This window comes from Cupriavidus sp. GW822-FHT03E04, assembly GCF_058801495.1.
Window position 1 is genome coordinate 261414 of the sequence record NZ_JBXANI010000009.1, and the last position, 23924, is coordinate 285337.

At 66.9% G+C, this 23924-nt stretch carries 21 protein-coding genes and 1 pseudogene; 13 read left to right on the top strand and 9 right to left on the bottom strand.

The genetic code is table 11. The annotated features are described in order from the left end of the window. The first annotated feature begins 55 nt into the window (after nt 1–55). The 3 genes from AC1RQC_RS15150 (at nt 56) to AC1RQC_RS15160 (ending at nt 2878) form a co-directional block, all read left to right on the top strand. Nucleotides 56–1036, top strand: coding sequence for a Bug family tripartite tricarboxylate transporter substrate binding protein (locus AC1RQC_RS15150; RefSeq protein WP_492375561.1), 981 nt, complete (start codon nt 56–58; stop codon nt 1034–1036). 180 nt (nt 1037–1216) lie between these two features. Further along, nucleotides 1217–1672, top strand: a complete 456-nt coding sequence (locus tag AC1RQC_RS15155; RefSeq protein WP_492375562.1) for a PaaI family thioesterase — start codon at nt 1217–1219, stop codon at nt 1670–1672. Between the two features lie 54 nt (nt 1673–1726). After that, nucleotides 1727–2878, top strand: coding sequence for a CaiB/BaiF CoA transferase family protein (locus AC1RQC_RS15160; protein WP_492375563.1), 1152 nt, complete (start codon nt 1727–1729; stop codon nt 2876–2878). A 19-nt stretch (nt 2879–2897) separates the two neighbouring features. On the opposite strand, the gene AC1RQC_RS15165 is transcribed toward AC1RQC_RS15160, so the two are convergent. The 4 genes from AC1RQC_RS15165 to AC1RQC_RS15180 all read right to left on the bottom strand — a co-directional run bounded on the left by AC1RQC_RS15165 (nt 2898) and on the right by AC1RQC_RS15180 (nt 7898). Beyond that, nucleotides 2898–4640, bottom strand: coding sequence for a lactate permease LctP family transporter (locus AC1RQC_RS15165; RefSeq protein ID WP_492387144.1), 1743 nt, complete (start codon nt 4638–4640; stop codon nt 2898–2900). Nucleotides 4641–4936: 296 nt separating this feature from the next. Continuing rightward, complete coding sequence (locus AC1RQC_RS15170) at nt 4937–6406, bottom strand: LutB/LldF family L-lactate oxidation iron-sulfur protein (RefSeq protein WP_492883825.1); 1470 nt, start codon at nt 6404–6406, stop codon at nt 4937–4939. Further along, entirely contained in the window at nt 6403–7113 is a 711-nt protein-coding gene (locus AC1RQC_RS15175) for a LutC/YkgG family protein (RefSeq protein WP_492883827.1), read from the bottom strand. The genes AC1RQC_RS15170 and AC1RQC_RS15175 overlap by 4 nt, the downstream gene beginning before the upstream one ends. Then, on the bottom strand, nt 7110–7898 hold the full coding sequence (locus tag AC1RQC_RS15180; protein ID WP_492883829.1) for a (Fe-S)-binding protein: 789 nt from the start codon (nt 7896–7898) through the stop codon (nt 7110–7112). Before AC1RQC_RS15180 ends, AC1RQC_RS15175 begins: the two co-directional genes overlap by 4 nt. Nucleotides 7899–8036: 138 nt before the next feature. On the opposite strand from AC1RQC_RS15180, the gene AC1RQC_RS15185 reads away from it, so the two are divergent. Continuing rightward, complete coding sequence (locus AC1RQC_RS15185; RefSeq protein WP_492813470.1) at nt 8037–8762, top strand: FadR/GntR family transcriptional regulator; 726 nt, start codon at nt 8037–8039, stop codon at nt 8760–8762. 64 nt (nt 8763–8826) lie between these two features. Here the strand turns inward: AC1RQC_RS15185 and AC1RQC_RS15190 are convergent, their stop codons facing one another. Further along, nucleotides 8827–9864 carry an AI-2E family transporter gene (locus AC1RQC_RS15190; protein WP_492883831.1) on the bottom strand — a complete coding sequence of 346 codons (1038 nt, stop codon included), beginning with the start codon at nt 9862–9864 and terminating at the stop codon, nt 8827–8829. A 181-nt stretch (nt 9865–10045) separates the two neighbouring features. Between AC1RQC_RS15190 and AC1RQC_RS15195 the strand changes: the two genes are divergently transcribed. The 4 genes and pseudogenes from AC1RQC_RS15195 (at nt 10046) to AC1RQC_RS15210 (ending at nt 12931) form a co-directional block, all read left to right on the top strand. Continuing rightward, a complete protein-coding gene (locus AC1RQC_RS15195) occupies nt 10046–11428 on the top strand; it encodes an ethanolamine ammonia-lyase subunit EutB (RefSeq protein WP_492883833.1) in 1383 nt (460 codons plus the stop codon). A gap of 47 nt (nt 11429–11475) precedes the next feature. Beyond that, nucleotides 11476–12264 (top strand): ethanolamine ammonia-lyase subunit EutC, encoded by a 789-nt coding sequence (gene eutC / locus AC1RQC_RS15200; RefSeq protein WP_492375339.1) that lies wholly within the window; start codon nt 11476–11478, stop codon nt 12262–12264. A gap of 54 nt (nt 12265–12318) precedes the next feature. Next, a pseudogene (locus AC1RQC_RS15205) lies at nt 12319–12604 on the top strand (type II toxin-antitoxin system RelE/ParE family toxin). A gap of 12 nt (nt 12605–12616) precedes the next feature. Beyond that, nucleotides 12617–12931 (top strand): HigA family addiction module antitoxin, encoded by a 315-nt coding sequence (locus AC1RQC_RS15210; protein WP_150986486.1) that lies wholly within the window; start codon nt 12617–12619, stop codon nt 12929–12931. A 39-nt stretch (nt 12932–12970) separates the two neighbouring features. On the opposite strand, the gene AC1RQC_RS15215 is transcribed toward AC1RQC_RS15210, so the two are convergent. The 4 genes from AC1RQC_RS15215 to pdxR form a co-directional block, all read right to left on the bottom strand. Then, entirely contained in the window at nt 12971–14401 is a 1431-nt protein-coding gene (locus tag AC1RQC_RS15215) for an FAD-binding oxidoreductase (RefSeq protein WP_492813474.1), read from the bottom strand. 104 nt (nt 14402–14505) lie between these two features. Further along, nucleotides 14506–14706 carry a hypothetical protein gene (locus AC1RQC_RS15220; protein ID WP_492883835.1) on the bottom strand — a complete coding sequence of 67 codons (201 nt, stop codon included), beginning with the start codon at nt 14704–14706 and terminating at the stop codon, nt 14506–14508. Continuing rightward, complete coding sequence (locus AC1RQC_RS15225) at nt 14697–15437, bottom strand: alpha/beta fold hydrolase (protein WP_492883837.1); 741 nt, start codon at nt 15435–15437, stop codon at nt 14697–14699. Before AC1RQC_RS15225 ends, AC1RQC_RS15220 begins: the two co-directional genes overlap by 10 nt. A gap of 56 nt (nt 15438–15493) precedes the next feature. Next, nucleotides 15494–17092: a MocR-like pyridoxine biosynthesis transcription factor PdxR gene (gene pdxR, locus AC1RQC_RS15230; RefSeq protein ID WP_492883839.1), complete on the bottom strand. Its 1599-nt coding sequence runs from the start codon at nt 17090–17092 to the stop codon at nt 15494–15496. Nucleotides 17093–17287: 195 nt separating this feature from the next. Here pdxR and AC1RQC_RS15235 point away from each other — a divergent pair, with 195 nt between their 5' ends. From AC1RQC_RS15235 to AC1RQC_RS15255, 5 genes are all read left to right on the top strand, one after another. Continuing rightward, entirely contained in the window at nt 17288–18637 is a 1350-nt protein-coding gene (locus AC1RQC_RS15235) for an ArgE/DapE family deacylase (protein ID WP_492813522.1), read from the top strand. A gap of 119 nt (nt 18638–18756) precedes the next feature. Further along, the gene (locus AC1RQC_RS15240) at nt 18757–20319 is read left to right on the top strand and encodes an ABC transporter substrate-binding protein (RefSeq protein WP_492375359.1); all 1563 of its coding nucleotides are present in this window, start codon (nt 18757–18759) and stop codon (nt 20317–20319) included. 89 nt (nt 20320–20408) lie between these two features. Beyond that, nucleotides 20409–21413, top strand: coding sequence for an ABC transporter permease (locus AC1RQC_RS15245; protein WP_492825926.1), 1005 nt, complete (start codon nt 20409–20411; stop codon nt 21411–21413). Beyond that, complete coding sequence (locus AC1RQC_RS15250) at nt 21410–22249, top strand: ABC transporter permease (RefSeq protein ID WP_492375346.1); 840 nt, start codon at nt 21410–21412, stop codon at nt 22247–22249. Before AC1RQC_RS15245 ends, AC1RQC_RS15250 begins: the two co-directional genes overlap by 4 nt. A 19-nt stretch (nt 22250–22268) precedes the next feature. Beyond that, on the top strand, nt 22269–23906 hold the full coding sequence (locus AC1RQC_RS15255) for an ABC transporter ATP-binding protein (protein ID WP_416051234.1): 1638 nt from the start codon (nt 22269–22271) through the stop codon (nt 23904–23906). Nucleotides 23907–23924 lie beyond the last annotated feature (18 nt).

The window sequence follows — 23924 nt, forward strand, 5'->3', positions numbered from 1 at the left end:
CATGGCGCCCCGCCGGGTGGACATCGACCTAATAGACCAATATCAGGAGACAACCATGACCCTCTGGCAACGCCTCGCCGCTGTCGCCGCCTGCACCCTCTGCGTGGGCATTGCCCCCGCGCTGGCGCAGAAGGACTACCCGTCCAAGCCCATCATGATGATCGTGACTTACCCGCCCGGCGGCCCCACCGACGTGATGGCGCGCACCCTGGCGTCCGCGCTCAAGGGCAGCCTTGGCCAGACCGTGGTGGTGGAAAACCGCGCCGGCGCCGGCGGCAACATCGGCGCCGAAGCCGTGGCGCGCGCCGAGCCGGATGGCTACACGCTGATGTTCGGCACCTCGGCGCCGCTGGCGATCAACGTCAGCCTGTACCGCAAGATCAAATATGACCCGATCAAGAGCTTTGCGCCGGTGATCCAGATCGGCCAGTTGCCCAATGTGCTGGTGGTGAACCCCTCGGTGCCCGTCAAGACCGTCGGTGAGCTGATCGCCTACGGCAAGGCGCACCCCGGCAAGCTGAGCTACGCCTCGTCGGGCAATGGCGCGTCCTCGCACCTGGCTGGCGTGCTGTTCAACAACCTGGCCGGCACGGACTTCCAGCACGTTCCCTACAAGGGCACCGGCCCGGCGCTGAACGACCTGCTTGGCGGCCAGGTGAGCATGAGCTTCACCGACGTGCTGACCGCGCTGCCCTTCATCAAGAGCGGCAAGTTCCGCGTGCTGGGCGTGACCACCAAGGCCCGCTCGCAGGCGCTGCCCGATGTGCCCACCGTGGCCGAGCAGGGCGTGCCCGGCTTCGACGTCTCGGTGTTCTTCGGCGTGGTCGCCCCGGCCGGCACGCCGCCGGCGGTCATCGCCAAGCTCAACCACGCCTTTGCCGATGCGCTGCAACAGCCCGAAGTGCGCAAGACCCTGCAGGCGCAAGGGCTGGAACTGCCGCCATCGACCTCGCCCGAGCAGCTTGGCAGCTTCGTCAAGGCAGAGGTGGCCAAATGGCGCGGCGTGGTGCAGAAATCGGGTGCTCAGCTGGACTGAGCCAGGGGCACGCTCCGCCAAGCCAGGCTATGAATCATGGCCGGTTCGGCGGTAGTATCGACGTTTGCCAACCTGCGTGCAGTCCAATGCACCTGGCGGCATGTGGGCGAATTCGTGGGCATCGCGGCATAGCGGTGCCCGCTTTGCCTTCATGCGGCCCCAACCTACTCTGTGCCCGCCATGACCGATCTTTCCTCGCCCGCGCCCGTCAACGAATTTGCCGGTGAAGCGCCGGGCCTGCTGTTTGCCCTGCCGATGCCCATGGCCCGCGTGTTCGGCCTGACCGGGGTGCACATCAACGCCAATGAGGCGCGCGTGAGCATGGCCTACCACCCGGACCACACCAACAGCCGCGGCGACGTGCACGGCGGCGCGCTGGCCACGCTGCTCGATTGCGCGCTGTCCTGCGCCGCGCGCGGCCACGATCCGCGCCGCTTTGGCGTGGCCACGATCGACTTGTCGGTGCATTTCACCGCCCCCGGGCGCGGCGAGTTGACCGCCACCGCCTGGTGCGAGCGGCGCGGCCGTTCCCTGTGCTTCGCGCGCGGCGAGATCCGCGATGCGCAGGGCGAGCTGCTGGCGCTGGCCACCGGCACCTTCAAGTTGCTGGATCGCACGCCCGCGCCGGCCGCCTGAGCCAATCCGCGTTTTTTGTCGCACGTTCATCGCCGCAGTTACGGAACCCCTCTCATGAGCAAACTCCCTGTCTCGCCCGGCGCGCTTGCCGGTATCCGCGTGGTCGATCTCTCCCGCATCCTGGGCGGGCCGTTCTGCGGCCAGATCCTTGGCGACCATGGCGCCGACGTGCTGAAGATCGAGCCGCCCCAAGGCGACGATACCCGCACCTGGGGCCCTCCGTTCAAGGACGGCGTGGCCTCTTATTACTTCGGCCTGAACCGCAACAAGCGCGTGATGCGGCTGGACCTGACCACCGATGCCGACCGCGAGGTGCTGCTTGCCCTGCTGGCGGACGCCGACGTACTGGTCGAGAACTTCAAGACCGGCACGCTGGAAAAATGGGGGCTGGGGTTTGACGCGCTGTCGGCGCGCTTCCCGCGCCTGGTGCACTGCCGGGTTTCCGGCTTTGGCGCGGATGGCCCGCTGGGTGGCCTGCCCGGCTACGACGCGGCCATCCAGGCCATGGCGGGCATCATGAGCATCAACGGCGAAGCCGGCGGCGACGCGCTGCGCGTGGGCTTGCCGGTGGTGGACATGGTCACGGGGCTGAACGCCGCGCTGGGCGTGTTGCTGGCCCTGCAGGAGCGCGAGCGCAGCGGGCGCGGCCAGTTTGTCGAGGCGGCGCTGTACGACTCGGGCCTGTCGTTGCTGCATCCGCACGCGGCCAACTGGTTCATGAGCGGCAAGGAGCCGACCCGCACCGGCAACGCGCACCCGAACATCTATCCGTACGACACCGTCGCCACCGCCACCGACCCGATCTTTCTCGCGGTCGGCAACGATCGCCAGTTCCGCATCCTGTGCGAGCACCTGGAGATGCCCGGGTTTGCCGACGATGAGCGCTATGCCACCGCCGGCGCGCGCTCGGTCAACCGTGCCGCGCTCAAGGTGGAACTGGAAGCGCGCATGGGCAAGCTGGATGGCAAGGTGCTGGCCGATACGCTGGTGGCCGCCGGCGTGCCGTGCGCGCCGGTGCTGTCGGTGGCGGACGCCTTGCAGCATCCGCATACCGTCCACCGCGAGATGGTGGTGGAGATGGCGGATGGCTACAAGGGCCTTGGGTCGCCCGTCAAGCTCAGCCGCACGCCCGCCACCTACCGTTACGCGCCCCTGGCCGAGGGTGACCAGTTCCTGCCGCGCGACGCCGCCAACGACAGCGCCTGAGCTTGGCGGCCATGCCCGCTTAGTGGGGAATCATCCCCGTGAACACGTAAGCCTGCAGCATGGTGATGATGCCCACGATCACCGCGAACAGCAGGCTGTGCTTCACGGTAAAGCGGAACAGCTCGGATTCCTTGCCGACCAGCCCTGTGGCCGCGCAGGCTACCGCGATGGATTGCGGCGAGATCATCTTGCCGGTCACGCCGCCGGTGGTGTTGGCCGCCACCAGCAGCGTGTCGGACACGCCGATCTGGTGCGCGGTGGTGCTCTGCAACGAGCAGAACAGCGCATTGGACGACGTGTCCGAGCCAGTCAGGAACACGCCCAGCCAGCCCAGGAAGGGCGAGAAGAACGGAAACGCCGCGCCCGTGCCGGCCAGCAGCAGCGCCAGCGTCGACGACATGCCCGAGTAGTTGGCGACAAAGGCGAAGCCCAGCACCAGCCCGATCGACAGGATCGGGCGGCGCAGCTCCATCAGCGTTTCGCCGAAGGTGGCCAGCGCATCGCGCGGCTTCATGCGCAGCAGCACGGCGGAGATCAGCGCGGTCAGCAGGATGGCGGTGCCCACCGCCGATACCAGGTCGAGCTTGAACACAGCTTCGTAGGCCTTAGGCTGTGCCACGATCGGCGCGGCCTTGATCACCAGCTGGTCCAGCGCCGGCACATGGAACTTCAGCACCCACCCAGCCAGCGCGCCGTTGCCGGCGAACAGCGCCTTGAACGACGGCAGGCTCCAGACCGTCACGATGGCGGTAAGGATGCCGAAGGGCGCCCACGCGCGCACGGTCTGTGCCACGGTGTAGGGCGAGGCGCGGCGGTTGTTGCCCGCCCCGTCGCCCGCCCCGTTGCCGAAGCTGCCCGCATCGCTTGCCAACCCGCCACCCATGCGCGCCAGTGCTGCCGCCCCGCCGCTCGCCTTCACCGCGCCGCCAGCCCGCTGGCTTGCGCTCTTGGGCTGCCACACCTTGAGGAACAGCGTCAGCGACACCAGGCTCACCAGCGCCGACGTGATGTCAGGCAACTCCGGCCCGATATGGTTCGAGGTGAAATACTGCGTCACCGAGAAGCTCGCGCCGGTCACCAGCGCCGCCGGCCATGTCTCTTTCACGCCGCGCTTGCCGTCCATGATGAACACCAGCCAGAACGGCACCGCCAGCGACAGCAGCGGCAATTGCCGGCCCGCCATCGCGCCGATGTGCATGGCATCGATGCCGGTCACCTGGCCCGCCACGATGATGGGAATGCCCATGGCACCGAAGGCCACCGGCGCGGTGTTGGCGATCAGGCACAGGCCCGCCGCATAGAGCGGGTTGAAGCCCAGGCCCACCAGCAGGGCCGCGGTGATGGCCACCGGCGCGCCAAAGCCCGCCGCGCCTTCCAGGAAGGCGCCGAAGGCAAAGCCGATCAGCAGCATCTGCAGGCGCTGGTCATCGGTGACGGCGAGCACGGATGCGCGGATGATGTCGAACTGCCCGGTCTTCACCACGATCTTGTAGAGGAACACTGCGGTCACGATGATCCACGCGATCGGCCACAGGCCGTAGGCAAAGCCGAAGCCCGCGGCGGCGAGCGCCTGCCGCACGGGCATGCCGTAGGCGAAGATCGCCACGCCGATGGCGAGGAGCAGCGTGATGGCTGCTGCCACATGGCCTTTCATGCGTAGCACCGCCAGGGCGAGGAAGAAGAACAGGATGGGCAGCGCTGCCGCGAGCGCGGACAGCCACAGGCTGCCTAGCGGTGTGTAGGTCTGGGTCCAGGGTTGCACGGTGGGTCTCCTCCGGGGATTGTGTTTGAGTGAACTGGGGTGGGGCGTTTTGTTGCTTGTGTTTTTTTGTCTGGTTTTTGTTGCCTTGTTGCCTGACGGCGAAGTCAAAGGCTTAAGGTCAAAGGCTTAAAGTCAAAGGCGGTTTCACCACCCCTGCGGGGCGGCGACCTACTTTCTTGTCTTGCCAAGAAAGTAGGCAAAGAAGGCGCCCCATACGGCCTGGTAAACCTTGACGGCTCGCTTCGCATCGCTTGGGGGGCTCGCTTCGCATTGCGCTGTGTTGCCCGCTGGCGGGCCTACTCCGCCTGTCCACGCTCGCGCAGCAAGTCCGACAGACTGCGCGGCGCTGGGGTAAGCGGTGCGCGGTGCCGGGTCCACCCGAGTTGCTGTTTTGGCGTCAGCACCCGCAGCCGCGTGGCGGCCCAGCGGAACAGCCGGTAGGCGAGCGGATGCGCGAACGCGCCGCTCCAGAAGCGCCAGACCAGGTGCTCGCCGCGGCTGAACTTGGCGCCTTGGCCGCGCAGCGGATGCGCAACCTGTTCGTCGGGATCGCGGTTGGCTTCGGTGCGCAGGCGGATCAGCAATTGCGGAATCGGGATGCGCACGGGGCAGACTTCGCCGCAGGCGCCGCACAGGCTGGAGGCGGTGGCGAGGTCCGCCGTGGCATCGAGCCCGAGCAGGTGTGGCGAGATGATCTTGCCGATCGGGCCGGGGTAGGTGGTGCCGTAGGCATGGCCGCCGATGCGGGTGTACACCGGGCAATGGTTCATGCACGCGCCGCAGCGGATGCACTGCAGCGTGGCGCGCAGCTGCGCATCGGCATAGGCCTGGCTGCGGCCGTTATCCAGCAGCACCAGGTGCACCTCGCGCGGGCCGTCGCGCTCGCCCGCGCGGCGCGGGCCGGAGATCAGGTTGAAGTAGGTGGTGATGGCCTGCCCGGTGGCCGAGCGCGTCAACAGGCTGGACAGCGGCACGATGTGCTCAAGCCGGGCCACTACCTTCTCCATGCCCATGATGGCGATATGCACATCGGGCACGGTGGTGGACAGGCGGCCGTTGCCTTCGTTTTCCACCAGCCACAGCGTGCCGGTGTCCGCGGCGGCAAAGTTCACGCCGGACAGGCCGATGTCCGCGTTGACGAATTCCTGGCGCAGCGCGCGCCGGCCGGTCTGGATCAGTTCGTCCACGTCCTCGGTATAGGGCGTGCCGGGGATATGCTGCTCGAACAGCGCGGCAATGTCGCCGCGCGTCTTGTGGATGGCCGGCATCACGATGTGCGACGGCTTCTCGCCCGCGAGCTGCACGATGTACTCGCCCATGTCGGACTCGATGCAGTCGATGCCACGCTCGGCCAGGTAGTGGTTCAGCTCGATTTCCTCGCTGGCCATCGACTTGCCCTTGATCACGCGGCTTGCCTGGCGGGCCTGTGCGATGCCGTGCACGATCGCATTGGCCTCGTCCGCGGTCTCGGCCCAGTGCACCTGCACGCCGGCCGTGGTGAGCTTGTCCTCCAGTTGCACCAGCAGGTCCGGCAGTTGCGACAGTGCGTGCTGGCGGATCGCTTCGCCCAGGTCGCGCAACTGCTCCAGCTCATCGCCGTCGGGGAACTGCACGGCGCGCTTGGCCTGCAGGAAGTCCATGGCGCCGCGGAAGCTGCTGCGCAACTTGGGGTCGTCCAGCGCCGCGCGCGAGCGCGCCTTGAAGTCCGCGGCGGGCACGAAGTGCAGGGGTTTGGCACCGGCCTGAGTAGTCGTGGGCGTACTCATTGCGCGGCTCCTGTTCCGGCGCTGCCGGTCACGATGATGACCCACAATTCGCGCGGGCCGTGCGCGCCGTAGGCCAGCGTTTGCTGGATGTCCGAGGTCTTGGATGGGCCGGAGACCAGCACCAGGTTGGTCGGCATGCCCGCGCTCCAGCGCTCGGCGCGCGCGGCGCAATGCAGGTCCGGATGCAGCGTTTCGGCGTATACCAGCGCGATATGCAGCGGCGGCACCAGCGAGACCGTGCGTGGCGTTTGCGCGTCGGGCGCCAGCACCAGCGTGCCGGTGGCGACAATGCCGGAGCGCGCCACGGTAAAGCCCGCGTCCACGGTGTCGAAGAGTTCCGCCTTCCACGCTTCGATGGGGCGCGCGTAAGACAACGGCGCCACGCTGGCGGGCAGGGCGCGCATCAGCGCGGCGCCTTGCGCGGAGGCGGGGTCCAGCAACAGGCGGCGCACGCCGGCGGCAGCGAGCCTGCCAGCGAGTTGCGCGGGCCAGGCCTCGGCGCTGGCGCACCAGGCCAGCGCGTGCGAGGCGCCCAGTGCCGCCTGCATGGCCTGCGCCAGCTCGGCGGGGGTGGCCGCCTCGCGGCGGGCGTCGTAGTGCGCGTCGATGCGCGCATCCAGCTGGCTGGCATCGGCAGTGGCAGCGGGTGCAGGTGCGGCCGCGCGTAGCCGGCCGAGCATGCGCTCGCGGGCGCTCAGTGTGCTCATGCTTGCTCCTTGGCGGCACCGCCGGTACGCCGCCACAGGAAGGTGGCGAGGTGCTCGACAGGCAGCGGCGCCCCCTGGTGCCTGGCCGCGTGCCCGATATTGAGCAGGCAGCCGCAGTCGGCGGAGACCAGCCGGTCGCAGCCGGTGGCGCAGGCCGAGGCGATCTTGTCCTGCACCATCGCACCGGAGATGTCGGGATGCTTGAGCGAGAAGGTGCCGCCAAAGCCGCAGCATTCGGATTCGCGCTGATGCTCGGTACGCGTGACGCCGGGCAGGGTGTCGACCAGGGCCACGCCATGGTCGCGCGTACCCATTTCTCGACGGGCGGAGCAGGAGGTGTGCAGCACCACGGTTTCGGGTGGCTGGCCGGCGACGCCGCTGACATCGAAGCGGACGTTCAGCACGTGCAGCAGGAATTCGCTCAGCTCGTACACGCGCTCGGCCAGCAAGGCGGCCTTGGGGCCGGCCACGGGATCTTGCGCGAACAGCTGCGGCCAGTGGTGCCGCATCATCCCGGCGCAAGAGCCAGAGGGCACGATCACCGGCCACGGGTCGGCGAATAGATCCAGTTGGGCCAACGCCACGGCCCGGGCCTGTGCCGGGTTGCCGCTGCTATAGGCGGGCTGCCCGCAGCAGCTCTGCCCACGCGGGAAGTGCACGGTCAGGCCCTCTCGCTCCAGCAGCCGCACGGCGTCCAGGCCGGCTTGCGGCACGAACATGTCGACCAGGCAGGTGGCGAACAGGTAGACCTGTGCCGGGGCAGGGGGATAGCGCCTTTGCTTCATGTCTCGCTCCGTGGGGGCGGCCGCCTGGCTGTGGGGCTCAGGGCTGGCCGTTGTTTGAGCGCATAATTCCGCGAGACGCGCGCCAGTTCAAATTGGTTGGACCAGTTGGGCGTGGCGAACGGATTTCGGAGCGAGAGGATGGCGGCGGGCAGGCAGGCGCGCGGGCGCGTGGAAGAGGTGATGCGGAAACTGGAAACGGCGATGCTGGACGGCACCTGGCCGGCTGGTGCCCGCCTGCCCGCGGAGCGGCTCCTGGCCGAGCAATATGGCGTGGCGCGCAACACCATCCGCGAGGCTACCCAGCGGCTGGCGGCGCGAGGCTTGCTGCAAAGCCGGCAGGGCGCAGGGGTGTTCGTCACCGAGCAGCTGCGCACCGGCTTTGCCTCGCCATGGCGCCAGCTGGTGGCGGACCACCCGGTGCTGCGTGACGATATCCTGGAGTTTCGCCGGGTGCTGGAGGGCGCTACCGCTTACTTTGCCGCAATGCGCGCGGATGCCGCGGATCTCAAGCGCATCCGCGGCCTGCTCCGCGCGCTGGAAGCCGCCCGCCAGCAAGACGACAAGGCCGCCGAGGCCGAGGCGGACGCCAAGCTGCATGAGGCCATTGCCCAGGCCTCGCACAACACCATGTTCCTGCACCTGCATACCAGCGTGATCGGCATGCTGCGCGAACACATCACCATCAACGGCACGGGCCTGCGGGTGCAGGACGAGGATGCCTCCGCGCTCTTGCTGCTGCAGCACCGCACGCTGTGCGAGGCGATCTGCGCGCGCCGCCCGGAGGAGGCGCGCACCGCCATGCAGACACACATCGACTTTGTGCGCAGCCGGGTTGAGCAGCAAGGAGACGGGGCAAGCCCCTGAAGCCGGGCACCGGATCGGCGGGCGCTGTATCGGCGGAAATTGGTCCTACCGGTGACGCCAGGCGTCAGATCAGGCCCTTGTTCGACAGCTCGCGCTTGAGATAGGCGTAGTAGATCGGCCCGGCAATCACACCGGCGACGCCATACAGCGACTCCGTCAGCAGCATGACCGTGAGCAGTTCCCAGGCGGCGGCATTGATACGCGCGCCGATGATGCGTGCGTTGAGGAAGTACTCGAACTTGTGGATCAGCACCAGGTAGAACAGCGAGGCGATCGCCATGGGCAGCGAGATCGACAGCGAGGCCACCACGATGCCCGTGTTCGACACCAGGTTGCCCAGTACCGGCAGCAGCCCGACCAGGAACGTGAAGGCGACCAGCGTCTTGGCCAGCGGCAGGTGCACGCCAAACAGCGGCAGCACCACCAGCAGGTAGACCGCGGTGAGCGCGGTGTTGATCAGCGAGATCTGCACCTGGGCGAAGATGAACTGCGAGAACGCCAGCTGCAGGTTGCGGGCACGTTCCACCAGCGCCGAGGCCAGCGGCCGGCGGTTGGGCTTGGAGATGGCGCGGTACAGCGCGACCATCGCGCCGATCACCAGGCCGATCAGGATATGCGCGAGGCTGCGCAGCACCTCGGTGCCGAACTTCTGCGCCATCTGCGCGTGCTCGCGCAGCCAGGCAATGAGGGCGTTGGCCAGTTCATCCACGCCGCGCGGCAGCGCGTCGCTGACCCAGACCGGCAACTGGGCGCGGGACTTGTCGATGATGTCGGCGGTGCGGATCAGCAGGGTGTCGAGCGTATTGCCGTCGCCGCTGACAAAGCGCACCAGCGCCCAGCCCCCAAGCGTGAGCCCCAGCAAGGTGACAGCGGAGAGAATCGCCACCGCCAGGGCGTCGTGGCGCTGGTGCAGGCCCACCAGCTTGGGCGCCAGCACGTCCACCAGCGAGTACAGCAGCAGGCCCGCCATGAGCGCCGCCACCAGGTTGGCCTGCATCACCATCCAGAGCGCCAGGGCGGTCAGGATATAGGCGGCAGTCGTGACATTGAACCACTTTGCATCCGGCAAGCGGGGTATGCGTGGCGGATCGGGTTGATTCATCAAGTCTCCTGCATTGAGGGGCCGCGCCGTCTGGTGGACGGCCGGGCGTCTGTGCATTGTACGGCGCTCGATTGTCCGATGGGCGGACGGCGAAGGCAAGCGCCCGGGCGGCGACAATGTGCGCTCGTGGTTGCTATGATCGGGCTGTTCGCGGGCCCGCCAGCTGACCGAGACAGATCCCATGACCTTTGCCCATACCGTAGCCTCGCGGCGGCATCTCTTCGCCGATCTCAAGACCCTGCTGGCCAAGGCCAGCCCGGCGCGCTCGGGCGACTACCTGGCCGGGCTGGCGGCTGCCAGCGAGGAGGAGCGCATGGCCGCGCGCATGGCGCTGGCCGAGGTGCCGCTGGCGCACTTCCTGGCCGAGGCGCTGGTGCCCTACGAGGACGACGAGGTCACGCGCCTGATCATTGACAACCATGACGCCCAGGCCTTTCACGAGATCGCGTCCTTCACCGTGGGCGACTTGCGCAACTGGCTGCTGCTGCACGAGACCGACTCCGCGACGCTGGCGCGCGTGGCGCCGGGCATCACGCCGGAGATGGCGGCGGCGGTGAGCAAGCTGATGCGCAACCAGGACCTGATCGCGGTGGCGCGCAAGTGCCGCGTCGTCACGCGCTTTCGCAACACCATCGGCCTGGCCGGCCGGCTCTCGGTACGGCTGCAACCCAACCATCCCACCGACGATGCCCGCGGCATTGCCGCCTCGATGATCGATGGCCTGCTCTACGGCTGCGGCGATGCCACCATCGGCATCAACCCCGCCACCGACAGCCTCGGCGCCATCGTCACGCTGCTGCGGCTGGTCGACGACCTGCGCTGCCGCTTCGATGTGCCCACCCAGTCCTGCGTGCTGACCCACGTCACCAACACGCTGCGCGCCATCGAGCAGGGCGCGCCGGTGGACCTGGTGTTCCAGTCGGTGGCCGGCAGCGAGCGCGCCAACGCCGGCTTCGGCATCAGCCTGGCGCTGCTGCGCGAGGCGCATGACGCCGCGCAAGGCCTGGCGCGCGGCACGGTGGGCAACAACGTGATGTATTTCGAGACCGGGCAGGGCAGCGCGCTGTCGGCCAACGCGCACCACGGCGTGGACCAGCAGACCATGGAGGCGCGCGCCTATGCGGTGGCGCGCGCGTTCTCGCCGCTGCTGGTCAATACCGTGGTGGGCTTTATCGGCCCCGAGTACCTGTACGATGGCAAGCAGATCATCCGCGCCGGGCTGGAAGACCATTTTTGCGGCAAGCTGCTCGGCGTGCCGATGGGCTGCGATGTCTGCTACACCAACCATGCCGAGGCCGACCAGGACGATATGGACACGCTGCTGACGCTGTTCGGCGTGGCCGGCATCAACTTCATCATGGGCGTGCCCGGCGCCGACGACATCATGCTGAACTACCAGAGCACCTCGTTCCACGACGCGCTCTACCTGCGCGACACGCTGGGCTTGCGCCCCGCGCCCGAGTTCGAGGACTGGCTGCAGCGCATGGGCATCCTCGGCGCGGATGGCCGCTTGCTGGAGCTGGCCGAGCGCCAGCCGCTGCTGCAACTCGCGCACGGCCTGTAACGCGTCATGGCCAGCCAACGTTTTCCCGCCCGCACGAGGCCCGCGTCATGAGCCAGAAGCTGATCCACGACAACCCCTGGCAGCGCCTGCGGCAGTTCACCGTGGCACGGATTGCACTGGGCCGCTGCGGCAACAGCCAGACGACGCAGACCGTGCTCGCGTTCGGCCTGGCGCATGCGCAGGCGCGCGACGCGGTGCATGCGCCGCTGGCGCGCGCAGCCATTGAACAGGCATTGCGCAATGCCGGCTTCGACACCGTGGCCGCGCACAGCGCCGCACCGGATCGGCAGCACTACCTGCGCCGCCCGGACCTTGGCCGCCAGCTTGACGACGCCAGCCGCGCGCTGCTGGCGCGGGCGCGCCCTGCCGAGCCGCCCGACGTCGTCTTCGTGATGGCCGACGGCCTGTCCGCGCTGGCGGCGCAGCGCCACGGCGTGCCATTGCTGCTGGCCGTGCGCGAGCGCCTGCCGGGCTGGCGCATCGGCCCCGTGGTAGTGGCCGAGCAAGCCCGCGTGGCGCTCGGTGATGAAGCCGCGCTGCTTCTCGGCGCGCGCCAGGTGGTGATGCTGATCGGCGAGCGCCCCGGGCTGAGCTCGCCCGACAGCCTCGGCGTCTACCTGACGCACGACCCGCGCCCGGGCCGCACCGACGCCGAGCGCAACTGCATCTCCAACGTGCGCCCCGAAGGGCTGCCCTATGCGCAGGCTGCGGCCAAGCTGGCCTTCCTGTTGCGCGGGGCGCTGGCGCTCGGGCACAGCGGGGTGGATTTGAAGGACGACAGCGAGCATGGGGTGTTGCCGGAGCCATCGGCGCGGCAAGGACCGTTGGGGAACTGACTGGCCATCGCGGATGTTCTACTCGTTTATCGGTAAACGATATACAATTCCGCCATGATCCAGTCGTTCAAATGCGAGGACACTGCAGCGTTGTTCTCTGGCCGGCGCATTCCGCGTTCGGCGATTCGCCAACATCAGGGCAACGGCTGAACGCAAGCTGGAGATGCTTGCGGTTGCTGCCTCGCTCGACTTCCTGCGGTCCCCACCTGGCAACAGGCTCGAAGTGCTGGGAGGCGACCGCAAAGGGCAGCACAGCATTCGCATCAACGATCGGTGGCGAGTGTGCTTCGTTTGGACGCCCGATGGCCCGGAGGCCGTCGAGATCGTGGACTATCACTGAAAGGAGATCACCATGGCCCGCTTCCATAACGGTATGCGACCGGTCCATCCCGGCGAAATCCTCCGCGAGGAGTTTCTCGTCCCGCTTGGCATGAGCGCCAATGCGCTCGCCGTGGCGCTGCATGTCACCGCGGCTCGCATCAACGACATCGTGCGCGAGCGCCGGGGCATTACGCCGGACACCGCCATGCGGCTGGCTCGCTACTTTGGCGGCGACGCCGAGTCCTGGCTCAACCTGCAGCAGTCTTATGACCTGAAAGTGGCTCAGCGCGAACACGGCAAGGAGATCGCGGCCCAGATCGCGCCACGCGACCTGGAAGCGGCTTGATGACATTTTCCCGCCTTTCAGGCGGGCTTCTTGCTGCGCTCACGCAAGATCAAACACCCGCCCTGGGCTGAGGATGTTGTGCGGGTCCAGCGAGCGCTTGAGCAAGCGCATCAATCCCAGCTCCTCCGGCGTGCGCGAGCAGTGCAGGTAGGGCTTCTTGTGAAAGCCGATGCCGTGCTCGGCGGAGACGCTGCCCTTGAACTCCTGCACCACGCCGTACATCACATCGGAAATCTCATGCTCGGGGAAGTCGTGGTCGGTGGCGCCGGGCAGGTACACGCTGACGTGCAGGTTGCTGTCGCCCACGTGGCCGAAATTGACCGGCTCGGCATGCGGCCACACCGCCAGCAAGCGGGCGCGCAGCGTCTCGGCGAATTCACCGATGCGGCCGATCGGCAGGCTGATGTCATAGGCGGCATTGGGCGACCACATCACCGGGAATTCGGCCACCGCATCGCGCAGTTGCCAGAAGCTCTGCGCTTCCTTGTGGCTGGAGGCGACCGCCGCGTCCTGGATCAGGCCGGCTTCCATCGCGGATTCCAGCATGCCTTCAAAGACCGGCGCATCCTGCGCGGCGTCGTTGCCTTGCAGGTCGAGCAGCACGTAGAAGGGATGGCCGGCGGGCAGCGGCGCGCGCACGCCGGGCACGCGCGTGGTCACCAGCCCGTAGAAATCCGCCCACATGACTTCAAAGGCTGACAGCCGCCCCGAGAGCTTGCGCTGCGCATGGCGCAGCAGGCGCACCACGTCATCGTAGGTTTCGAGCGCGCACAGCGCCGTTTGCGTGGCGCTGGGCAGCGGTGCCAGACGCAGCACGGCGCGGGTGATCACGCCCAGGGTGCCTTCGCTGCCGATAAACAGCTGGCGCACGTCGTAGCCGGCATTGTTCTTTTGCATCTTGTTGAGCGACGACACCACCGTGCCATCGGCCAGCACGGCTTCCAGCCCCAGCACCTGGTCGCGCATCATGCCGTAGCGGATCACGCGGTTGCCGCCCGCGTTGGTGGCGATATTGCCGCCAATCTGGCAGCTGCCGCGCGCGCCCAGGTCCACCGCCAGCAGCCAGCCGGCCGCGCGCGCCGCTTCCTGCGCCGCCTGCAGCGTGGTGCCGGCCATCACGGTCATGGTGCCGGCCTGCGCATCGATCTCTTCCACGCCGCGCATGCGCTCCAGCGAAAGCACCACCTCGCCGCCTTCGGGCGTGGCGGCGCCGGCCAGGCCGGTCAGCCCGCCTTGCGGCACCACGGGCTGGCGCAGCCGATGGCATAGCGCCAGCACGGCGGCCACGTCTTCCGTATTGCGCGGGCGCACCACCGCCAGCGGCGGCACCGCGCCGAGCGGCGCGTACCAGTCCTTGCGAAAGCGGGTCTCGATGGCGTCGCCGGTTTGCAGCCCGGGCGCGTCCAGCAGCGTGGCGAGTTCCCTGAGCAGGGCGGAGGACGGAGCGGATTGGGGAGCGGGGCTTGCCATGTGCGGTGTGTGTGAAGGAGAAGGGTGCTAATGCTATGGGAGGATGGGCACAGCGTTAAGGGCCAATCGGGCCGGTGACGATGGCACCATCGCCGCAATGGGGCTCATTGCGCCATGAACGCCGAGATCGCCTGGGCCAGGAAGGCGCGATCGGCCGGGATGTTGTGCGGGTTCCCGGCTCGGTGCCCGTAGTCCGAGGGAATCGGCCGCAGGGTGGCAGTGCGGGCTCCGGTGAGCTTGCCGATTTCCGCGGCGTTGTCTTGGGCCTGGAAGTAAGCATCGGTCTGGCCGGGCATCAGCAGCACGTGCGCCCGGATCGCCGCCAGCGCGCGGTCCAGGTCGCCGCCGAAGGCATCGCAGCGGCTGATATCGCCGTTTTGCCACGTCCACAGTTGCGCCAGCAGATCGTTGGCGTCACGGCGCGAAAAGTTGACGTCCCAGGTCTTCGCCAGGAAATCCTCCAGCGAGGCAAAGCCCGATTGCCGCCACAATTCGTCGCGGTAGAACGCATGCGACAGCGCCCAGCCGGCGTACACGCGGCCCATGGCGCGGTACCCCGCGCGCTGCCGCAGACCACGGCGATCCGCTCGACCATGTCCGCATGGCAGGCGCCCCAGTGGTAGGCCTGCATGCCGCCCATCGACCAGCCGTACACCAGAGCGATCTTCTCGATGCCGAACACCTCCTGCAGCAGCCTGCGCTGCACCGCCACGGCGTCGTGGTAGGTCACGCAGGGGTAGGCGCCCGGGGCGAACCGTGCCGCGGCATTCGACGGCGACGCCGACAGGCCGTTGCCAAACAGGTTCGGGATGATGACGAAGTAGCGTTCCGGATCCAGCACCCCGCTAGGTGCGACCAGCCATTCGGTGTCGTAGTGCTGCGCGCTGAACGAGGTCGGGTAGACGATCACGTTGTCCTTGCGGGCGTTGAGCGTGCCGAAGGTCTTGTAGGCCAGCTGCATGCCGGGGAAGGCCTGGCCGGATTGCAGCGTCACGGTGCCGGCATCGAACAGCGCGTAGTCTTTGTCGACGGTCATGTCAGCAGCTCCAGGTAGGGATGGCGGCTATTGTGCCCGCACTCGCGTCATCACACTCAAGCACCGCTCCAGGCTTCCCGGTTGATCCCCGCCACCGGCGCGCGGCGCGGCGCCTGCGTGCGTGCCAGATGCTCCAGCGCGGGTTCGATCACTTCCGCCAGCTTGTGGAAGGCCGGCGCGATCTCGTCGTCCGGCACGCAGGCATACCCCAGCAGCAAGCCCTGGTTGGTCGCCCGCGCGGGGTCCGCGAAATAGCGCGACAGCGGCCGCGTCGACAAGCCCTGGGTACGCGCCGCCATGCTGATGCCGAGGTCGTCGGCGCCCGGCGGCAGGTGGATCACCATATGCAGCCCGGCTTCATGCGTGGAGGTGGGCCAGTCCGCGCCCAGGCGCGTGGCGATGGCCTCGCGCAGCAGCCCCTGGCGTTGCGCGTAGCGCTGGCGCATGCGGCGGATATGCGTGGCGTAATGCCCCTCCTCGATAAAGTCGGCCAGCACCGCCTGCTGCACCAGCTGCCCCTCGCGGAACAGCTCCGACAGCCCGGTTGCGAAATGCGGCGCCAGCGGCTTGGGCAGCACCATGAAGCCCATGCGCAGACCGGGGAACAGCGTCTTGGAAAACGTGCCCATGTAGATCACGCGGTCATGGTCATCCAGCCCCTGCAGCGAGGCAAGCGGGCGGCCCTCGAAGCGGAATTCGCTGTCGTAGTCGTCCTCCACGATCCACGCGCCGCGCTGGCGCGCGTATTCCAGCAACATGCGCCGGCGCGACAAGCTCATCACCATGCCCAGCGGGTATTGGTGTGACGGCGTGGCAAAGATAAAACGTGGCGGGTTCTGCAGCGTGGCCGCATCCGGGGCAAGGCCTTCGCTATCCACCGGCACGGGGATGGTTTCGATGCCGGCGCTGTTGAGCAGGCTGCGCGTGCCCCAGTAGCCGGGGTCTTCCATCCAGGCCTTGTCGCCGACATCGCCCAGCAGCCGCGCGATGAGGTCGATGGCCTGGTGGATGCCGGTGGTCAGGATGATCTGCTCCGGCTCGCAGCGTACCGAGCGCACCAGCCGCAGGTGCTCGGCCATCACGCGGCGCAGCGGCAGGTAGCCACCGTTGTGCGCATACGTCAGTAGCTCGGGCTTGGGGGCGCGCCAGTGCTTGTTCAGCAACCGTGCCCAGACCGCGTGCGGAAACAACGAAACGTCGGGTACCCCGGAGACGAACGCACCCCATTGGCGATCCGACGCACCGGAATGCGACACCAGATGTTGCCCCCGCCGCGAAAGCGTGAAGCGATTCGGATTTTGCTGCGCCGCGAGCACCGGCATGGTGCCACTTTGCGCCCTAACGTTGTGCAATGCACTATGGTCGGGAAAACTCTGCGACACGAAGGTGCCACTTCCGCTGGCCGCGGTGACATAGCCCTCTGCCAGCAGCTGCTCAAATGCGTAAAGCACGGTATTGCGGGAAACCCCTATCTCCTTCGCAAGGAGGCGCGACGCAGGCAGCTTGCTACCCGCAACCAAAGACCCAGCAAGGATTTCCTGCCGAATGATCTCGTAGAGCTGGCGGTTCATATGCGCGCCGTTTTTGTCCGCCGCACCATCCGCGGGCCGCTCCAGACGCTGCAGCAGCAGCTCCGACAAAATCGTCTCTTTCAAAGTGGCCCCGCGCGAAAAGAAAAATATGGATCTATGTATGGTACCAATGATCGGCTAAGTTTCGACACATCTTGTTTCGATCGTCGTTTTTCTCAACGACGTTTTGCCAATCAGGCCGATTCGATCCTCTCCGGGCACGTTCCAAGCGCGCGCACCGGACAGCCAGTGGAGCCACTTATGCAACGTCCCACCGCTATGCCCTCTACGTCCTCTACGTCCTCTACGCCCTCTATCCCCGCCACCCCCGCGCTTTCCACCGATGCCATCGCCGCCGCCGTGCGCGCGCTCGAGCCGTACATGGTGCGTACGTTGTCGGAATTCGTGGCGGCACCCAGCCCCTCCGGGCAGGAACAGCCGGCCGTGGCGTTCATGGAGGGCGCGCTGCGCGAGCTGGGCCTGGAGCCGGAGCGCATCTACCTGCGCAGCGAGACGTTGAAGGATCTGCCGCTGTTCTCACCGCCATGCTGTCCGGACGGCGGACGCTATAACCTGCTGGCTACGCATCGCCCGGCGACGAAGGGCGGCCGCTCCGTGCTGTTCAACGGCCACCTGGACGTGGTCCCCACCGGCCCGGAGTCGATGTGGCGCCAGTCGCCGTATGCGCCGTTTGTCGAGGACGGCTGGCTGTTCGGCCGCGGCGCGGGCGACATGAAGGCCGGCATCATCTGCACGCTCGCCGCCTATAAGGCGCTGAAAGATCTCGGCGTGCAGCCCGCCGGCGCGGTCGGCTTCAATGCCGTGCTCGAAGAAGAGAACACCGGCAACGGCGCGCTGGCGACCGTGGCCGCGCTCGCCAGCGCGGTGGGCGCCGGCAAGCTGGCCTCGTTCGACACCGTGGTGATTCCCGAACCGCTGGGCGAGAGCCTGATGAGCGCGCAGATGGGCGTGTTCTGGATGTTCGTCGAACTCACCGGCCGCCCGGCGCATGCCGCCTACATGACCACCGGCGTGAACCCGGTGGAGGCCGGCATCGAGGTGATGGCCGACCTGCGCAAGCTCGAGGCCGAATGGAACCTGCCGGAAAACCGCCCCGCCGTGTACCGCGACCACGCGCACCCGATCAACTTCAACCTCGGCCAGATCCAGGGCGGCGAATGGAACTCGTCGGTGCCCTGCACCTGCACGCTCGGCATTCGCATCGGCTTCTACCCGACCATGAGCGTGACCGATGCCAAGGCGCGCGTCGAAGCCTGCGTGCGCGGCACGCTGGAGCGCCTGGCCAGCAACCTCACGCTCGATCTGCGCTACGAAGGCTTCCACGCTCCGGGCTGCGAGTTCGATCTCGATGTGCCCAGCATGCAGGCGCTTGGCGAAGCCCACCGCAAGGTCAATGGCGAAGAGGTGCGGCGCGAAGCCACCACCGCTACCACCGACGCGCGGCATTTCCGCCTGATGCTGGAAACGCCGGTGACCTGCTACGGCCCGCAGGCCCGCAACATCCATGGCATCGACGAGTCGGTTTCCATCCAGAGCATGGTGCGCGTTGCCACCACGCTTGCACAGTTCATGCACGACTGGTGCGGCGTAGAGCCGGTCAGCGCTTGAAGTCCACGCAGCAAATCGTCTTCGCGTATTCGCAGATCACGATCACCACCACAGGAAACTGACCGATGAAACACCTCACCCAACACCTGAAAAAGAGCTTTGGTAAAAGCCTGGTGTCGATGGCGCTGGCAACCGCCGGCCTGGCCCTGGCACCGGCACTGTTGCCCGCGGGCAACGCGGTTGCGCAGACCGTTGGCGGCACCTTGTCCGGCATCGTGCAACCCGAGCCGCCGATCCTGATCAGCGCGATGAACTCGCAGGCGCCCACGCAATATGTCGCCGGCAAGATCTACCAGGGCCTGCTCACCTACGGCCCCGACCTCAAGCCGCGCCCGGAGCTGGCCAAGTCGTGGAAGATCTCGCCTGATGGCCTGACCTACACGTTCGAGCTGCAGAGTGGCGTGAAGTGGCATGACGGCAAGCCCTTCACTTCCGCCGACGTGGTGTTCTCGATCGACAAGATGCTGCGCGAAGTGCATGTTCGTACGCGCGCCGTGCTGAACAAGTACATGGAATCGATCCGCGCCGTGAACGACGGCACGGTCGAGATCAAACTCAAGGAAGCGTTCCCGCCGTTTATCTCGATGTTCGAGACCGGCACCATGCCGATGATGCCCAAGCACATCTACGACGGCACGGACTACCGCAACAACCCGGCCAACCAGAAGCCTGTCGGCACCGGCCCCTTCATGTTCAAGGAATGGAAGAAGGGCGCCTATATCAAGCTGGCCAAGAACCCCAACTACTGGAAGAAGGGCAAGCCCTACCTGGATGAACTGGTGTTCTACGTGATCCCGGACTCGGCCTCGCGCGCGGTGGCCTTCGAGAAGGGCGACGTGCAGGTGCTGCGCGGCGGCGACGTGGACAACGTGGACGTGAAGCGCCTGCGCGCGTTGCCCAATGTGGAATACACCACCAAGGGCTGGGAGCTGTTCTCGCCGATGTCGAACCTGTTGATGAACATGCGCAAGCCGCCGTTCAACAACGTCAAGGTACGCGAGGCGGTGATGCACGCGCTCAACCGCAAGATGATCGTGGACAACATCTTCTTCGGCATGGGCAAGCCGGCGGTCAGCCCGTTCGCCTCCGCCACGCTGTTCTTCGACAAGACCACACCCGTCTATGACTTCAACCTGAAGAAGGCGCGCGAGCTGATCAAGGAATCCGGCGTCAACGTGGGCCAGTACCCGGTCAAGATCCTGTCGTCATCCTATGGCGCCAACTGGGACCGGCTTGACGAGTACATGAAGCAGATGCTGGAACAGCTTGGCTTCAAGGTCAGCATCGAGTCCGCCGATGCCGGTACCTGGTCCGCCCGCGTCAGCAACTGGGACTTCGACCTGACCGCCACCTACACCTACCAGTACGGGGATCCGGCGCTGGGCGTGGAGCGGCTCTACGTGACCAAGAACATCGTCAAGGGCACGCCGTTCGCCAATGTGCAGGGATACAGCAATCCGCAGGCCGATGAACTCTGGGCCAAGGCCAGCGTCACCATGGACCCGGCCGAGCGTCAGAAGCTCTACAGCCAGGTGCAGAAGATCCTGATGACGGAAGTGGCCGCGGGCAACCTGTTCGAGCTGGAGTTCCCCACGCTGTACCGCAAGAACGTCAAGAACCTCGTGACCACCGCCATCGGCCTGAACGAGTCGTTCGACAACGTTTCCATCGAGAAGAACTGAGTACGCCAGAGTACGCCGCTACCCAGGTAACAAGTCGCCAGTCAGTTCACGCGCCGGGCCATCCGCCCGGCGCGTGCGTGGAGCATGCCGTGAATTTCCTCTCTTTCCTGCTATCCCGACTGTGGAAGGCCCTCGTGGTCGTCCTCGGCGTGGTCATCATCAATTTCTTCCTGATCCGCATGGCGCCTGGCGACCCCGCCACCGTGCTGGCGGGCGAGGCCGGCGCGGGCGATGCCGCGTTCGTTGGCCAGTTGCGTCAGCAGTTCGGGCTGGACCAGCCGGTGCTCACGCAGCTTGGCATCTATCTCAAAGGCGTGGCCAAGCTCGATCTTGGCTACTCGTATCGCAATCACCTGCCGGTGCTCGACCTGATCCTGGACCGGCTGCCCGCCACCATCGTGCTGATGAGCGGTGCCTTTGTCTTTTCCCTCGTGCTTGGCGTGTTTCTCGGCGTGATCTCGGCGCGCACGCGCTATGAGAACAAGCGGCGCTGGATCGACAGCGCGGTGATGTCCGCGGCGCTGCTGTTGTACGCCACGCCGCTGTTCTGGCTCTCGCTGATGGCCATCATCCTGTTCTCGGTGGTGCTGGGCTGGCTGCCGGCGTTTGGCATGGAAACCATCGGCGCAGGCTATACCGGCCTGGCGCGCATCCAGGATGTGGCGCTGCACATGATCCTGCCTACCATCTCGCTCGGCTGCTTCTTCATGGCGGTGTACGTGCGCCTGACCCGCGCCTCGATGCTGGAAGTCATGGGCATGGACTTCGTCAAGACCGCGCGCGCCAAGGGCGTGCCCGCTGGCCGCGTGATCCGCGTGCACGTGCTGCGCAACGCGCTGCTGCCGGTCATCACCTTTGCCGGCATCCAGCTCGGCCAGATGGCAGGCGGCGCGGTGCTGACCGAAACCGTGTTCTCCTGGCCGGGCATTGGCCGGCTGATGTTCGACGCCCTGCTGCAACGTGACTACCAGCTGCTGCTTGGCATCTTCTTCGTCACCTCGGCGCTGGTTGTGTTCTTCAACCTGGTGACCGATATCGTCTACCGCTTCATCGACCCCCGCATCTCGGTGGGCGGCAAGGGAGCCACGGCATGAAAGCCTTCGCACAACGTTATTGCCGCAACTACGGCGCCGTGATCGGCCTGATCGTGCTGATGCTGGTGGTCGCCGTGGCGCTGCTGGCGCCGGTGCTGTACGAGGAGTCGCCCTGGCTGATGGTGGGCGATCCGCTGGTGCGTCCGTTTGCCGACGCGGCGTTTCCCTTTGGCACCGACATGCTCGGGCGCGACATCACCGCTGGCATGCTGTACGGCGCGCGCGTCTCGCTGCTGGTGGGCGTGATCTCCACCGGCGTGGCGCTGGTGTTCGGCATCCTGATCGGGTCGGTGGCCGGCTATTGCGGCGGACGCATCGACGACGCGCTGATGCGCTTTACCGAGTTCTTCCAGACCATCCCGCAGCTGGCGATGGCGGTGGTGATCGTGGCGATCTTCAATCCCACCATCTACTCCATCGTCGCCGCCATCTCGGTGGTGTCCTGGCCGCCGGTGGCGCGCCTGGTGCGCGGCGAGTTCCTCACGCTCAAGCAGCGCGAGTTCGTGCAGGCTGCGGTGGTGATCGGGCAGAAGCCGTTGCGCATCATCCTCACGCAGATCTTGCCCAACGCCATGTCGCCCATCATCGTGTCGGCCTCCTTCATGGTGGCCACGGCAATCCTGACGGAGTCCGCGTTGTCCTTCCTGGGCCTGGGCGACCGCAACATGATGAGCTGGGGCTTCATGATCGGCGCGGCCCGCACCATGATCCGCGAGGCCTGGTGGATGAGCGTGTGGCCCGGCGTGGCCATCCTGCTGACGGTGCTGTCCATCAATCTGATCGGCGAAGGCCTGAACGACGCCATGAACCCGCAACTGCGCCGCCGTGGCGAGTAACGACAAGGAAGACGCCACCATGCAAGCACAAGACAAGCTACCGCTGCTATCCGTGCGCGACCTCACCATTGCGCTGCCTACGGGCGGTGACCGTGCGCACGCGGTGAAGGACGTCAGCTATGACCTGCACGCCGGCGAGATTCTCTGCATCGTCGGAGAATCCGGCTCGGGCAAGTCGATGAGCGCCAACGCTATCATGGGCCTGCTGCCGCCGTACCTGAAGCCGCAGGGCGGCCAGATCCTGTTCCAGGGCAAGGACTTGCTCACGCAGGATGAGCAGACCTTGCTGTCCATGCGCGGCAAGGCCATGGCCATGGTGTTCCAGGAGCCGCTGTCGGCGCTTAACCCCGTGATGACGGTGGGCGACCAGATTGCCGAGGTCATGCGCGTGCACGACGCCTACCCCGGCGAGGCGAGGACAAAGCGCGTGCTGGAACTGCTGGAGTTCGTCGGCCTGCCCGATCCGGCCACGCTGATCCACAGCTATCCGTTCCGCCTGTCGGGCGGGCAGCGCCAGCGCGTGGTGATCGCCATGGCGCTCGCGCTGGAGCCGGCGCTGCTGATCGCCGACGAGCCGACCACTGCCCTGGACGTGACCACGCAGGCCCAGATCCTGGCGCTGATCAAACGCATCCAGGCCGACAAGGGCATGGGCGTGATGTTCGTCACGCACGATTTTGGCGTGGTGGCGGAAATCGCCGACCGCGTGGCGGTGATGGAGCGGGGCGTGCTGGTGGAGGTAGGCCCGGTGCAGCAGGTGCTCAACCATCCGCAGCATCCCTATACGCGGCGGCTGATCAGCGCCGTGCCGCATGGCCGCGCCAAGGCGCGCGACCAGCAGGCGGCCGAGACGGTGCTGGAAGTGCGCGACCTGCGCAAGACGTATTCCTCCGGTGGTGGCCTGTTCAGCAAGAAGCGTGTGGTCAACGCCGTGGACGGCGTGAGCTTCAGCGTGCGGCGCGGGCAGACGCTCGGCATCGTTGGCGAATCCGGCTCGGGCAAGTCCACCATCGGCAAATGCCTGCTGAAGCTGACCGACATCGACGGCGGCGAGCTGCTGTTCGATGGCCAGGACATCGCCCGGCTGACGGAGCGCCAGTTCCGCCCGCTGCGCAGCGATGTGCAGATGATCTTCCAGGATCCGTTCGCCTCGCTGAACCCGCGCCATACGGTGGGCCGCATCATCACCGATGGGCCTGTCGCCAATGGCGTGCCGCTGGCGCAGGCCCAGGCGCGCGCTCGCGAGCTGCTGCAGCTGGTGGGCCTGGAGCCTTCCGCGTTCGACCGCTATCCCAACCAGTTCTCCGGGGGGCAGCGCCAGCGCATCGGCATTGCGCGCGCGCTAGCGCTGGATCCCAAGTTGCTGGTGGCGGACGAGTCCGTCTCCGCGCTGGATGTCTCGGTGCAGGCGCAGGTATTGCAACTGCTGGCCGACCTGCAGAAGCGCCTGAACATCGGCCTGATCTTTATCACCCACGACCTGCGCGTGGCCGCGCAGATCTGCCACCACGTGATCGTGATGCACAAAGGCCGCGTGGTGGAGTCCGGCCCGCCCGACCAGATCTTCGACGCGCCGCAGCATGCCTACACGCAGCGGCTGATTGCCGCGATTCCCGGCAAGGAGTGGGATCCGGCACTGATCCGCGCCGCTGCCTGAGCCCAATAGCACAACCCC

Coding starts and splice junctions, on each gene's coding strand:
- AC1RQC_RS15150 (WP_492375561.1), top strand. CDS start 56: ATGACCCTCTGGCAACGCCTCGCCGCTGTCGCCGCCTGCACCCTCTGC.
- AC1RQC_RS15155 (WP_492375562.1), top strand. CDS start 1,217: ATGACCGATCTTTCCTCGCCCGCGCCCGTCAACGAATTTGCCGGTGAA.
- AC1RQC_RS15160 (WP_492375563.1), top strand. CDS start 1,727: ATGAGCAAACTCCCTGTCTCGCCCGGCGCGCTTGCCGGTATCCGCGTG.
- AC1RQC_RS15170 (WP_492883825.1), bottom strand. CDS start 6,406: ATGAGTACGCCCACGACTACTCAGGCCGGTGCCAAACCCCTGCACTTC.
- AC1RQC_RS15175 (WP_492883827.1), bottom strand. CDS start 7,113: ATGAGCACACTGAGCGCCCGCGAGCGCATGCTCGGCCGGCTACGCGCG.
- AC1RQC_RS15180 (WP_492883829.1), bottom strand. CDS start 7,898: ATGAAGCAAAGGCGCTATCCCCCTGCCCCGGCACAGGTCTACCTGTTC.
- AC1RQC_RS15185 (WP_492813470.1), top strand. CDS start 8,037: ATGGCGGCGGGCAGGCAGGCGCGCGGGCGCGTGGAAGAGGTGATGCGG.
- AC1RQC_RS15190 (WP_492883831.1), bottom strand. CDS start 9,864: ATGAATCAACCCGATCCGCCACGCATACCCCGCTTGCCGGATGCAAAG.
- AC1RQC_RS15195 (WP_492883833.1), top strand. CDS start 10,046: ATGACCTTTGCCCATACCGTAGCCTCGCGGCGGCATCTCTTCGCCGAT.
- eutC (WP_492375339.1), top strand. CDS start 11,476: ATGAGCCAGAAGCTGATCCACGACAACCCCTGGCAGCGCCTGCGGCAG.
- AC1RQC_RS15210 (WP_150986486.1), top strand. CDS start 12,617: ATGGCCCGCTTCCATAACGGTATGCGACCGGTCCATCCCGGCGAAATC.
- AC1RQC_RS15215 (WP_492813474.1), bottom strand. CDS start 14,401: ATGGCAAGCCCCGCTCCCCAATCCGCTCCGTCCTCCGCCCTGCTCAGG.
- AC1RQC_RS15225 (WP_492883837.1), bottom strand. CDS start 15,437: ATGACCGTCGACAAAGACTACGCGCTGTTCGATGCCGGCACCGTGACG.
- AC1RQC_RS15235 (WP_492813522.1), top strand. CDS start 17,288: ATGCCCTCTACGTCCTCTACGTCCTCTACGCCCTCTATCCCCGCCACC.
- AC1RQC_RS15240 (WP_492375359.1), top strand. CDS start 18,757: ATGGCGCTGGCAACCGCCGGCCTGGCCCTGGCACCGGCACTGTTGCCC.
- AC1RQC_RS15250 (WP_492375346.1), top strand. CDS start 21,410: ATGAAAGCCTTCGCACAACGTTATTGCCGCAACTACGGCGCCGTGATC.
- AC1RQC_RS15255 (WP_416051234.1), top strand. CDS start 22,269: ATGCAAGCACAAGACAAGCTACCGCTGCTATCCGTGCGCGACCTCACC.